The organism is Lacticaseibacillus salsurae, assembly GCF_045862175.1.
GTDB classification, from domain to species: domain Bacteria; phylum Bacillota; class Bacilli; order Lactobacillales; family Lactobacillaceae; genus Lacticaseibacillus; species Lacticaseibacillus salsurae.
Window position 1 is genome coordinate 1 of sequence record NZ_BAAFZI010000003.1, and the last position, 12,803, is coordinate 12,803.

Annotated in this window: 13 protein-coding genes and 1 pseudogene; 7 read left to right on the forward strand and 7 right to left on the reverse strand. The window is 44.3% G+C overall.

The window, feature by feature from the left end:
• Window positions 1–141: 141 nt before the first annotated feature.
• On the reverse strand, window positions 142–897 hold the full coding sequence (locus ACKTSG_RS01895) for a GntR family transcriptional regulator (RefSeq protein ID WP_407891402.1): 756 nt from the start codon (window positions 895–897) through the stop codon (window positions 142–144).
• Between the two features lie 211 nt (window positions 898–1,108).
• Between ACKTSG_RS01895 and ACKTSG_RS01900 the strand changes: the two genes are divergently transcribed.
• The 7 genes from ACKTSG_RS01900 to ACKTSG_RS01930 all read left to right on the forward strand — a co-directional run bounded on the left by ACKTSG_RS01900 (window position 1,109) and on the right by ACKTSG_RS01930 (window position 8,569).
• Window positions 1,109–2,086: an SIS domain-containing protein gene (locus tag ACKTSG_RS01900; RefSeq protein ID WP_407891404.1), complete on the forward strand. Its 978-nt coding sequence runs from the start codon at window positions 1,109–1,111 to the stop codon at window positions 2,084–2,086.
• 12 nt (window positions 2,087–2,098) lie between these two features.
• On the forward strand, window positions 2,099–2,917 hold the full coding sequence (locus ACKTSG_RS01905) for a PfkB family carbohydrate kinase (RefSeq protein WP_407891406.1): 819 nt from the start codon (window positions 2,099–2,101) through the stop codon (window positions 2,915–2,917).
• Window positions 2,918–2,932: 15 nt separating this feature from the next.
• Entirely contained in the window at window positions 2,933–4,555 is a 1,623-nt protein-coding gene (locus ACKTSG_RS01910) for a peptide ABC transporter substrate-binding protein (protein WP_407891408.1), read from the forward strand.
• A 184-nt stretch (window positions 4,556–4,739) separates the two neighbouring features.
• Window positions 4,740–5,669, forward strand: a complete 930-nt coding sequence (locus ACKTSG_RS01915; RefSeq protein ID WP_407891410.1) for an ABC transporter permease — start codon at window positions 4,740–4,742, stop codon at window positions 5,667–5,669.
• 5 nt (window positions 5,670–5,674) lie between these two features.
• On the forward strand, window positions 5,675–6,580 hold the full coding sequence (locus ACKTSG_RS01920; RefSeq protein ID WP_407891412.1) for an ABC transporter permease: 906 nt from the start codon (window positions 5,675–5,677) through the stop codon (window positions 6,578–6,580).
• An 8-nt stretch (window positions 6,581–6,588) separates the two neighbouring features.
• Complete coding sequence (locus ACKTSG_RS01925) at window positions 6,589–7,665, forward strand: ABC transporter ATP-binding protein (protein WP_434056249.1); 1,077 nt, start codon at window positions 6,589–6,591, stop codon at window positions 7,663–7,665.
• On the forward strand, window positions 7,658–8,569 hold the full coding sequence (locus ACKTSG_RS01930) for an oligopeptide/dipeptide ABC transporter ATP-binding protein (protein ID WP_407891416.1): 912 nt from the start codon (window positions 7,658–7,660) through the stop codon (window positions 8,567–8,569). The genes ACKTSG_RS01925 and ACKTSG_RS01930 overlap by 8 nt, the downstream gene beginning before the upstream one ends.
• A 139-nt stretch (window positions 8,570–8,708) precedes the next feature.
• On the opposite strand, the pseudogene ACKTSG_RS01935 reads toward ACKTSG_RS01930, so the two are convergent.
• The 6 genes and pseudogenes from ACKTSG_RS01935 to ACKTSG_RS01960 form a co-directional block, all read right to left on the reverse strand.
• Window positions 8,709–9,574 (reverse strand): annotated as a pseudogene (locus ACKTSG_RS01935) (aldo/keto reductase).
• 2 nt (window positions 9,575–9,576) lie between these two features.
• Window positions 9,577–9,903 carry a carboxymuconolactone decarboxylase family protein gene (locus ACKTSG_RS01940; protein ID WP_407891418.1) on the reverse strand — a complete coding sequence of 109 codons (327 nt, stop codon included), beginning with the start codon at window positions 9,901–9,903 and terminating at the stop codon, window positions 9,577–9,579.
• Window positions 9,904–10,305 (reverse strand): cupin domain-containing protein, encoded by a 402-nt coding sequence (locus tag ACKTSG_RS01945; protein WP_407891420.1) that lies wholly within the window; start codon window positions 10,303–10,305, stop codon window positions 9,904–9,906.
• Window positions 10,298–10,726, reverse strand: a complete 429-nt coding sequence (locus ACKTSG_RS01950) for a MerR family transcriptional regulator (RefSeq protein WP_407891422.1) — start codon at window positions 10,724–10,726, stop codon at window positions 10,298–10,300. Before ACKTSG_RS01950 ends, ACKTSG_RS01945 begins: the two co-directional genes overlap by 8 nt.
• A 135-nt stretch (window positions 10,727–10,861) precedes the next feature.
• Entirely contained in the window at window positions 10,862–12,334 is a 1,473-nt protein-coding gene (locus tag ACKTSG_RS01955; RefSeq protein WP_407891424.1) for a glycoside-pentoside-hexuronide (GPH):cation symporter, read from the reverse strand.
• An 83-nt stretch (window positions 12,335–12,417) separates the two neighbouring features.
• Window positions 12,418–12,657, reverse strand: coding sequence for a hypothetical protein (locus tag ACKTSG_RS01960; protein ID WP_407891426.1), 240 nt, complete (start codon window positions 12,655–12,657; stop codon window positions 12,418–12,420).
• Between the last annotated feature and the right edge of the window lie 146 nt (window positions 12,658–12,803).

Below are 12,803 nucleotides of genomic sequence, written 5' to 3' on the forward strand. Positions count from 1 at the left end.
TGCATCAAGACGATACCTCTTTCATTAATTGTGTAGGAACTTTAATGATAACAGGTCGTATCGACTTGGTGTTTTTTATTTTGTCTGAGTGCTAACGATAGTGGCTAACTTGATTGTAAAACGCGGGGATACTTATTATTGCTAATCTTGGCTATCGAATCGAAAATAACCTTCACCAGATTCCACCGTATAAGTCATCATATCACCGCGTACAATAAAATGAGAGTACTCAATTGGGGTCGCATTGATGTTGAAGCTTGTTTTATCAACTGCAAAAAGTGGAACTACTTGCTTTAACTCTAATTGTTTACTGATTGTTTCATCAGGCAATATAACATTCAGATCTTTGATGGAGCGATCGATGCGTTCATTATACGATTGTTGAAGAATGCGATAAACCGACACATCGTCAGTTATACGGGTCAACAAGTCGGGAAACTTTGACGCTGGATACCAAGATGTGTCGATCATCATCGGCACGTTGTTGGCTAAAAGAATCCGCTGAATGGCAAATAAGTCAGCATCAGCATCTATGTTTAAAGTCGCTGCAATATTTGCATCTTTGACCACTTCACGTTTCAGGACATGTGTATCGCTAGTCATCCCGTGTTTCGTTACATAATCTGAAAAACTTAACGTGCGGTCTAATTTTCCTTGGACTTTACCTAAAGGCGCAACAAAAGATCCTTTGCCTTGACGACGAATTACAAGCCCTTCATCAGCTAGTAATGTTAAGGCCTTCCGAATCGTAATCCGGCTCACTTGATAGTGCACACCAAGGTCGCTTTCGCTGGGAAGTTGTTCACCACGTTTCAGGGTGCCATCAAGGATGGCTTGTCGAATTTCATTTCTAATTTGTTCATATAGCGGGGTAACTGCCTGCGACTGGATCGCCAAAATACTCACTCCATTCATAGGGTTCTGCAATTATCATAACGGTTTGTGTCAACGAAGTCACGGAAATAGCTAATAAAATGTTAACTTACGGTGAGTAAAAATTAGAATAAATTAGAAAATGATGTTGACAAGATGAACATAAGGAATTACATTATCTTATGACAACACATAACAAATGCGCAGTCGAAAACATTTTTGGAGGATCGATTCAATGCAAAAACAATTTCAACAAGAAATCACTGCCGCAGTTAGCGCAGTGAAAGCCCAACAACCAATTTCTCATTTTTATTTTGTTGCGTGTGGTGGGTCCTTAGCTTTTATGCAACCAGCAGAGTTTATTTTCACCAAAGAGTTGACCGTGCCAGCGACCATTTTACCTGCTCGTGAGTTTGTTACTCGTGATCCTAAAGCTCTCGATGAACATAGTGTTGTTGTCAGTTGTTCACATTCAGGCACAACACCAGAAACAGTGGAAGCAACTAAATTTGCTGCTGAACATGGTGCTTTAACGATTGCATTCACAAACGCAGAACAGTCACCACTGGCTGAAGTAGCTAATCAAGTAATTCATTACAACTGGGGCAAAGGAACTGATGCCTCGGATTTGAACACGGGTGTTTTATATGGTTGGTTATTTGAAACGTTGAATGCTTTACAACCATCTGATAAATATGTTCGCGGTCGTCAAACAATTGATACGTTTGAACCAGTAGTTGCTAAAGCGCGCGTTCAATATACCCCGATTATGCAACAATGGGCCAAAGAGTTAAAACGAGAGAAATTGATTTATGCCATTGGTTCTGGTGTGAACACTGGGGAAGTTTATTCCTTCTCTGCTTGCTGGTTGCAAGAGATGCAATGGATCAACTCAGGATTCATTCATTCTGGTGAATTCTTCCATGGTCCCTTTGAAGTTACTGATTTCGATGTTCCGTTTGTGATTTGCAAAGGAATCGGCAAGAGTCGTGTGATGGATGAACGCGCGGCAACTTTCGCTAAACGTTTTTCTAAGAAAGTTTATGAAGTCGATGGCGCTGACTTTGACATGACCGGTGTCGATGAAGACTTGCAAGAATACTATTCACAAATTATTTCTGGAATTGCTTTCCGAGCGTTGGCAGAATCTTTGGCTTATGAACGTGGTCATTCCTTAGATGTTCGTCGTTATATGTGGCATCTTGACTACTAAAAAGGTAACAATATGAAATTAATTGCAGTTGGCGATAACGTCACAGATACTTATGTTGATGAAGGCATTTATTACCCGGGTGGTAATTGTATTAACGTTGCTGTTGATGCTAAAAAAGCTGGTGCAACCAGCGCCGGCTATATGGGAATTTTTGGTAACGATGTGCGGGCGATGCATATCCAAGATGCACTTGATCAAGAAGATGTTGAACAAGTACGCTGTCGCCGGGTATATGCACCAACTGCAATGCCAAAAGTTATCATTGCGCCTGATGGTGATCGACAGTTTCAAGCTGGCCCCCAAGACAGTGCGCAACATCTCTTTAAGTTGCGGCTAACGCAAACGGATCGCCAGATTATTAACAGTTATGATGTGCTACATACGAGTATTTACTCCAACATTGAAGCAGATCTGACGACTTTTGATTCACATGTAAAAATCGCGTTTGATTTTTCTGATTGTCGAGATGAAGATTATTTGGCGAAGACTTTGCCCCTGGTTGATTTAGCCTTTTTCTCGGGTTCGACATTGCATGATGATGAAGCGGAAAGCTTAGCGGCTCACTGGCTTGCTTTAGGTCCTGAAGTCGTTGTAATAACACGTGGCGGTCAGCCAGCATTATTACAGACTGCCACCCAGCGTGTTTATCAACGGCCAGAACCAGTAGATATTGTTGATACTATGGGCGCGGGAGATAGCTTCATTGCAGGATTCTTGGTTGCATATGCTGATGGCAAGTCACTGGATGCATGTGGCGTTAGAGCAGCAGCTAATGCGAAAGCAACTTGTCAATTGCATGGTGGTTTCGGCCACGGACACCCGTTTGCGTAACGGAGGAATTGAAGAATGAAATATAAAAAAACAGTGACCAGTGCTTTGGTTCTGGCGGGAACTTTAACGCTCGCGGCTTGCGGAGGAAATAGTAGCGCAAGTACCAATAGCAAAACTTTAACAATGGTACAAACGAGTTCGCTTGATTCACTGGATCCAATCTTAGGTTATGAAACTAGCTCCTGTACAGTTATTGGTAACACATACGAAGGGCTGTATTCAATCAACAATAGCGGTAATGCAACATTAGCCTTGGCATCAAAAGTGAAAACTTCTAGCGATGGCTTAACGCAAACTTACACGATTCGTAAGAATGCCAAGTGGTCTAATGGAGATGATGTGACCGCGGAAGATTTCGTCTTTGCTTGGCAACGTTTAGCGGATCCTAAAGAAGCATCAGCTTTTAACTTTGAGTTAGGAGCCGCAGGTATCAAGAATGCAGACGATATTGTTGCTGGGAAGATGAGCCCAGATAAGTTAGGTGTTGAGGCTAAGGATAAGAAGACTTTGGTTATTCATTATGCTAGTCGGGTTCCTTATGTGAAGAATATCTTGTCATTTTCAGCATTAGCACCAGTCGACAAGAGCTATTATCAAAAGACTGGTAAGAAGTTTGCTCAAGATTCTCAACACCTTGTTGCAGCTGGACCTTATAAGGTTTCTAAGTGGAAATCTGGCGATAACACCGTTACTTTAGTGAAGAACAATAAGTATTGGGATGCTAAAGCTGTTAAAGTCAACAAAGTGAAAATTCAAGTAATCACGGACCCAGAAAAAGCGGCTATTGCTTATCAAAATGGAACGGTTGATTACACACCACTGAGTAGCCAACTGGCTTCTAAATACAAAAAGACTGCTGGATATAAAAATCAGTTAGGGAACTTTACCCAATATTTGATGTTTAATATGGCAAGATCTAGCGTTAATAATACCGCCTTACATCAGGCAATTGCTTATTCAATCAACAAGAATACGATTGTCAAAGATGTGCTTAAAGATGGTTCTGAAGTTGCTAATTCAATGATCATGAAGAATTTGGTGACCGATCCAGGCACCAATAAAGATTTTGCTGATGAAAGCACTAAAGGCTATGGTTATTCTCCAGCCAAAGCTAAGGCTGCTTGGGCCAAAGCCAAACAACAAACATCGACGCGCAGTATCACATTGATGTACGATGACTCAGATCCTGCCTATGCTAATGTAGCGGCGTATATCAAGTCACAAGTCGAAAAAAATCTCCCAGGATTTAAAGTCAACTTACAACAAGTTACTAAAAAGACCCGTTCTAGCAAGCTTACCAGTGGTAACTTTGATGTGATGCTAACTCGCTGGGGACCGGATTATGCAGACCCAACAGCAATTTTGACGATGTACCGTTCCGACAATAACAGTAACTATATGAAGTGGGTCAACAAAGACTTTGATGCTGCTATGGATCAAGCTGCCGGTCGTGATGCAAATGACAGTGCCAAACGGTATCAAGATTTATTGAAGGCGAATGACATCTTGGTTAATAGTGCTGCTTGCCCGCCACTCTATCAAATTTCAAGCCCTGTTTTGCAACGTTCAAGCGTACACGGATTAGTCGATCATCTGGCTGGTGTTCCTTATCGTTTCAAATACGTAACGGTTAAGTAACGAAGTGGGTCGTGACAGTTGTCACGGCTCGTTTTTATAAGAGAGATTTCGTCGCCTTTTAGCTCGACTGTGCGTAATTGCGGTGAATTTTAGCTATCGGTTCTCGTTATTGAACACTGTTTGCCTAATTAATCGCTTGCGTTTGAGTGAAATTTGAATCAGCAATTTGATGGGAGGACATCATATGAAAAAATATATCTTCAAGCGCGTCCTCATTGCGGTGCTTACGCTTTTTATTATCACGTTAGCGTTGTTTGTGATGGAAAAAGCGATGCCCGGCTCCCCGTTCAATGACGAGAAGATGACGCACGCTCAACTACGGATTCTTTATGCTAAATATGGCCTTGATCAACCAGTATTGATTCAGTTCTGGGATTATTTTAGGCACATGCTGACTGGCGATTTTGGAGTGTCGTACTCCGTTCAAGTAAATACGCCAGTGGTCACTATGATTGCCCAACACTTCCCAATTTCTTTACAAATCGGACTGCAAGCAACCGCTTTGGGTGCTGTGATCGGCATGGGTTTAGGAATTGTGGCTGCGCTGAAACATAATAGTTGGATCGATAATTTAATGACTGGGGTCTCAGTGATTGGGGTCAGCTTACCAAACTTTGTTGTAGCGTTGATTTTATCGCTGCTATTTTCCTATCTGGTTCATTGGATGCCAGCCGTGTATGATGCTGATCGAAGTTGGGTGTCCACTGTTTTGCCAACAATTGCGCTAAGTACTTTCACTATGGCTAGTATGGAACGTTATGCACGTTCAGAAATGGTCGACGTGATGCAATCAGATTATTATCGTCTTGCTGATGCAAAAGGAATTACCCACGTTCAGTTGATTTTGCGGCACGTGTTACGGAACACTTTGATTTCAGTGATTACTGTGTTGGCACCCTTGATGATTGAATTGATTGCTGGCTCAATGGTAATTGAGAAAGCTTTTTCAATTCCGGGACTGGGCACGTTATATATCAGCGCAATCCAAGCCAACGATTATAACGTGGTGTTAGGAATCACATTCTTTTATGCATTGTTGTTTGTCAGCATTATGTTGATTGTTGATATCTTGTATGGCGTGATTGATCCGCGCGTACGATTGGAGAAGAGGTGAGCATAATGGCTGAGAACAATGATGACTTTACGTTTGCTAACAATGAGACTTCAGTGGAGCATTATAGTGGTGAGTCACTTTCCTTTGCTCAACTTGTTGTACGGCGATTCTTGCGTAACAAAGGCGCAGTTGTTGCACTAGCAGTAATTATTTTAATTGCTTTGTTTGCCTTTACGGTGCCGCTGATCAGTCGCTTTGCTCCTGAAGCAGTGGATCCGTCGCATTCTAATTTAGCTCCGGGTACGTTAGGACACTGGTTTGGTACTGATAATTTGGGCCGAGATATTTTCACTCGAGTTGCAGAAGGTACTGGGATCTCTTTGCGTGTGGCAGTGATTGCTATGCTGATTGATTTGTTTATTGGTACCAGTTATGGATTAGTGTCGGGATATTTTGGTGGTCGGATCGATATCGTGATGCAACGGATCACTGAAGTGTTGAGCACTATTCCGATGATCATTATCGTCACATTATTGGTGTTGGTAATGAAACCAGGACTAACAAGCATTATTGTGGCCATGATGTTGATGGGTTGGATCAATATGTCACGAGTTGTTCGGGCCCAGGTGTTGAAAGTTAAGTCCGAGGAGTATGTACTCGCGGCGAAAAGTATGGGAGTATCAACGAGCCGGATTATCTTCTCTGAGATTTTACCTAACGTCTTTGGTCAGATTGTAACGACCTTTATGTTTTCGATTCCCAATGCAATCTTTTTGGAAGCATTTTTAGCGTTTGTTGGTTTAGGTATCCCTGCTCCGCTGGCATCATTAGGGACGATGATCAACGATGGATACAGCCAAGCCATTGTTTATCCTTATATGGTCATCTTTCCGGTGATCAGCTTGGCGTTAATAATGTTAAGCTTTAACATTATTGCTGATGGTTTGCGCGACGCGATTGAATTAGATTAGGAGGGTGCATGATGAGTGAAAACATTTTAACGATGACTGATCTACAAGTCTCATATACCACCTTTCATGGTAGCGTTCATGCGGTACGTGGCATTTCTCTTGAAGTGAAGCGCGGTCAAACTTTAGCTCTGGTTGGGGAATCAGGTTGTGGTAAATCTGCAACGGTTAAGCCAATTATTGGTGAGGATGCTCCAAATCAAGTGATTGAATCAGGTAAGATCGAATTCACATATCAAGCCGACTCTGGCCAACGGACTGTTGATCTCCTTCAGTTATCAGCTAAAGAGATGCAATCTACTATCAAGGGAAAACAAATCGCTATGATTTTCCAGGACCCGATGACCTCGCTTGATCCAACAATGCGGATCGGACGTCAAATTGGTGAGGCGGTTGTCGCTGCCCATCCCAAGATTGAACAAGCGACGCTACAAGCCAAAATCATTGAGCTAATCACAACTGTTGGTATCACACGAGCCCAAGAAGTGAGCCGACAATATCCTCATCAACTGTCTGGTGGTATGCGACAACGGATAGTGATTGCCATTGCATTGGCTGGTGATCCAAGTCTTTTAATTTGTGATGAGCCTACCACTGCCCTTGATGTGACGATTCAGGCCAGAATATTGGCGTTAATCAAACAGATTCAATCTGAACGCAATCTCTCAGTGATCTTTATCACCCATAATCTTGGGGTCGTGGCTAAAGTAGCTGATCAGGTTGCAGTGATGTATGCAGGGAAGGTAATCGAATTCGGTACTGTCGATGATATTTTCTTCGATCCGAAGCATCCATATACTTGGGGATTACTGTCATCAGTACCAGATGTTTCAGCACACTCGACAAAACTGGCAACGATTAGTGGGACGATTCCAGACTTGACCAAACCAATTGTCGGTGATGCTTTTGCGCCACGTAATCCTTATGCGCTCAAGATCGACTTCAAAGAAGAACCCCCGATGTTTCAAGTAAATGAACATCATCAGGTGCGGACTTGGTTATTGGATCCACGTGCACCTGAAGTTAAGATGCCGGCGGCGCTTGCGGAGAGAATTCAAAAGATGAAAGCAGAGGCACAATATGACTGAAGCATTATTAACCGTGGCACATCTAAAGCAATATTTTCCTGGTGCGAATAAGCAAGTCATTAAAGCTGTTGACGATGTCTCCTTTAGTGTCCAGCCCGGCGAAACGTTTGGTTTAGTCGGTGAGTCTGGCAGTGGCAAAACTACCATTGGTCGGGCTATTATTCGTTTGTATCATCCCACTGCAGGAACGGTTACTTTTGAAGGAATGCCGATTTCTGGACAGATGGACGCGGCTACTACTAAGCAGCTCCGAACAGACATGCAAATGATTTTTCAAGATCCAATGTCGAGTCTCAACCCTCGTAAAAAGGTTGCAGACATTATTCAACTTGGCTTATTGACACATCATCCTGAAATGTCAAAAGCAGATCGGCTTGAAGCGGTAAATGTAGTATTGCGAAGAGTCGGATTAGACGAATCATTTGCAGTGCGTTACCCGAAAGAATTATCTGGTGGACAGCGGCAGCGAGTTGGAATTGCACGTGCTTTGATCCTTAAGCCTAAATTGATTATCGCTGATGAAGCTATTTCGGCGTTGGATGTTTCAGTACAAGCACAAGTTGTTAACTTGTTGAAAGAAATTCAGCAAGACACTGGTACGGCAATGCTATTTATTGCGCATGATTTGGCAATGGTACGGTATATTTCGGATCATATTGGTGTCGTTCACCTCGGTCATCTGGTTGAAATCGGGACCACAGAAGAAATCTTTGAACATCCCTATCATCCATACACGAAGAGTCTGCTGGCAGCAATTCCAACGATTAACCCACGTCAGCGTCAATTGTCATCAGGAGTTAGTTATCACGCCCAAGCGCAACAATATGAGAACAGATCGTTACACTGCATCGCCGGATCACACTATGTGTTAGCGAATGAAGCGGAGTTTGCAAAATGGCAATAAAATCGGAGCGTAAATTTCATAGTCTCGTTTTATAAAATAACCCTCAAAATACAAACGCCTCTACCTCATGCAAGTGATTGCGTGGTGTAGAGGCGCTTATATTTTGGGTGAAAACATACTTTATATTTGAAGTTGTATGTTAATCTTTTTTGCCGCTGTATACCGGAAAGGCTTTGTCAGCACCGTAATCAGTGAAGTGGATCTGATCTAACTTGGCTATATCACTGGCTTTGATGGTGAAATCCAAGTCCGCATTGGCCTTTAAATGCGCGATGCTGGCTGATTTAGGTAGCGGCAGTAAATCGTGTTGCAAGGTGTATTTGATCGCCAACTGCGGCACAGAAACGCCATATTGCGCCGCCATCGCGACGATCTGCGGTTCATTTAACATTGCACCATGGGCCACCGGCGAATAAGCTTCAGTTAAAATGTCATGGGCTTGGTCATAAGCCATCACCTCAGTGGGCAGGTTGCCGATATGGGCAAGCACTTGGTTGACTTGTGGGGCGATGGTACCGTGATCGAGAATATTTTGTACATCGATAGGCTCAAAATTCGATACCCGATGGCGCGCAACTTGCCTGCTTTGTAGGCATCTTCTAAAGCGCGCCAAGCTTCCAGATTGCCTTGAAAATAGTGGTCGCCATCACGGAAGTTAGCCCAAGGTTCTGGCGCATGGATCAACATTAAATCGATATGATCCAAACCGAGTTTCTTCAAGGACTCATCGATTGCTGCACTTGCTGTGGCATAGTCTTTATGTTCAGCAGCTAGTTTGGTGGTGACAAATAGGTCATCTCGCACCACGCCAGCAGCGCGGATGCCGCGGCCAACACCAGCTTCATTGCCGTAAGCTTGGGCAGTATCTAAATGCCGGTAGCCGGCTTGAATCGCCGCTGTGACCACAGATTCAACTGGGCCGTCATCGATCAACCAGGTGCCTAAGCCCAGTTTAGGAATGGCAACACCATTGGCTAAGGTATATTTTTCTTCGTGGATCGTCATACTCACGCCTCCTCGCTGTAGATCTTTTTGGCCAACGCAAAAGCACTCCAAGCTTTAGGCCAACCGGCGTAAAAGGCCAAATGGGTGATCAGTTCCACCATTTCGTCTTTAGTGACGCCATTTTGTTTGGCGATGGCCATATGCGTGTCAAGTTGTGGGAACAAGCCTTGCGCCATTAACGCTGAGCAAGTGATCAAACTACGATCGCGCGGCGACATTTGGGCTTCGCGCGCCCACACTTCACCAAATAACACATCATCATTCAATTCCGCAAACTTTGGGGCAAAATCTCCCAGTTGGTCGCGGCCAGCGGTTTGTTTTTTCATCATTTAGTCCTCCAAGGCGTTGTAATCAGTGTCAGATACCGCTTCTAACCATTCTGGGGTGCCGGCGGTAATGGCAATGTGGCTGAACCAAGCGTCTTTGGTCGCGCCATGCCAGTGCTTGATGCCATCTTTGGTCACGACGGTATCGCCAACATGTAATTTGCGCGCCGGTTGTCCAGCTTCTTGATACCAGCCAACGCCGCCGGTGACGATCAACAGCTGAAAGCCATCATGGTGAATATGCCAATGATTGCGGCAGCCGGGTTCAAAGCTGACTTCACCAACGCCGACATTGATGTCAGGGTCTGAGATCAAGTTGCGTAAGTAGCTGTTGCCGGTGAAATACTTGGCATAAGCGGTATTCAGTGGGCCATTTGGATATATTTTCGAAATTTGTTCAGTCATGATCTTCCTTCTGATCGAGTCTGTTGAGATAGGCTTCAAAACTTTCATCTTCGGCGATGGTGGCATCAACTTTGCCTTGATACCAATCGATTTTATGCTCCAGCACCGCCAGATTATTTTGCAATGCGCGGATCTGCGCATGGGCATCCGCTGCCACATCATGCAGCAACGTTAAGCGTTGTTTGATCGTGGCATCGCCTTGTGCGCGCAAACGGACATAAGTTTTCAATTGCGTCATAGTCATGCCAGTGCCTTTGAGATGCAAAATAAAAATCAGCCACTTCACATCGTCGTTAGTGTAATAGCGTTGTCCGTTGGCGTCGCGATGCGGTAGTAGTAAGCCAACTTGTTCGTAGTAACGCAGTGTATAAGTTGATAAACCGACTTTAGTGGCAAATTCACCGATACGATAAGTTTCCATGCGCCACCTCCTGATGACAGTAGCATAAGCCTTAGCGTGTACTCTAAGGCAAGCCTTTTTTGAAAAAACGCGAAAAATTATTTCCCGGGAAATCGATGGCAACAAAAAAGCCGCACGCGGCGGCTTTTTAGCAGATCAAGAGCGTTCAGGCACGGCATTAGGTTCGTCGAGAGTTTCTGGTTCTGGTTGGTGCTTAGCTTCAGCGCGCAGCTTGCGTTCCAGTTCGCGAACGATTTCAGTGTGGCGCTTTTCGGATAACTTCACTTTGAACATGTAAACCAAAGCCGATAAGATCAACAAGACCATTGGCACATAGAACATGTAAGATTTGAAGGTAAACAGTTCGCCTGCAGTAATGCTTGAAGGCTTGGCGTTGCCGACCATGCCGGCATGCACTGCGGCTAAGCCAACGACCCCCATGGCGATAGCACCGGCAAGTTTGTCGATCAAAGGCCGCACAGATAAGGTGACAGATTCATTGCGGGTGCCGTTTTTCCATTGGCCATATTCCACGGAATCGGTAATGGTCATTAAAGCGGCCAAGAAGATCATCGGGTATGGGAAGAAGAAGACGGCAACTGCCAGCAAAACCATGGTCAAGTTGCTACCAGCAAACAAGAACAGTAAGTAGCCGACAAACATCATGGCGATCCCGCCGACGAAGATCTTTTCGCGATGTAACACGGCGACTAAGCTTGGGAACAAAACCACGGAAACGATCCCTAAAATCGCGGTGATCACGCCGACTAACCAGAATTTGTCTGAAGCGCCTAACACATAAGTAAAGTAGTATGCGGTCAAGGAGTTGGTGACCACATAGCTTAAAGCAAATAAGAAGTAAGCCAATGATAACCACATCAGTTGATCATTTTGGCCGATGACTTTGAACACATCGCGGAAGCGTACATGTTCGGTGTTTTGACGCAGCAAGTTTTGCTTTTCCTTGGTGCCTAATGCGACAGCCATTGCGCCTAAGAAAGAGATCAAGCCGATCACAATGGCAAAGCCGGTCCAGCCAGCTTGGGTCTTGGTGTTGCCTTGGGTGCCGGAAATCGATTGTGAAAAGAACACAATCAAGGGGTAAATAATGATCGGGACGCCTTGCGCGCCTAAAGTCGAACCGAAACGGCCGATCGTGCCAAAGCGAGCGCGGACTTTGGAGTCAGTGGACAAAGCCGGTAACATGGACCAAAACGAAATATCTTTAAACGAGTAGAAAATGTCCAAGATCACAAAGGCGAAACCAAACAAAATCAAGTAAAGGAGTGGTTGGCTGGTGGCCAAGCCGCCGAAGTTGGTGAAGATCAATACCAGCATCACGGAACTGATCGTTGCCCCAGTCAACAGCCAAGGTTTGAATTTCCCCCAGCGCGTTTGGGTATTATCAACGGCGCCGCCGATCAAGGGGTCACAGGCGATCTCGGCGATACGAATGACGGTCATCATGACGGTCACATAGCCGATCATGCGGGTGTTGAAGCCTGAATCGGCGGTATTGAATAATTGCGAGGTGACAAAAAGCATGAAGTATGTCGATAAGGTGGCATAAAAGGCATCATGGCCAAACGCCCCAAAGGCATAAGACGAATATTGTTTGAGATGTTTCATGGTGGGTCCTCCTAAAGCGGTATCAGTGAGCGCTTACAGTTAGCGGAAAAATATTTCCGGCGATTCACCGCCGGAATGAGGGATCAATAACGATGTTCCATGATCTTTTGTAAGATCTTGGTACGTTGATCTTCTTTAGCAATATCAAATTGGGTGTTTTCAAGATTATTGAAATCTTGAATCATCAGCAACGCTTCTAGGTATAAACGCAATTGGCGTTTAATGTAGACCCGGTTGTCTTCGTCTGGGCCTTTAGGATTGCCTGCCAGGATCGTGCGGGCAAAGACTTCAGGATCGATGATGATTTTGTCACTTTTTGTCATAAGCGTTCTCCTTGTGTCAGGTAAACTTTAACTACCGAGAAAACCTTGCTGCTAATGAAACCGCTAACAGAAATATCGGTACTCGGCTTAACCGGTTAGTTATAGTCTAACGCGTTTTAGTAAAATGTAAAGCAAAAGTTTTACTA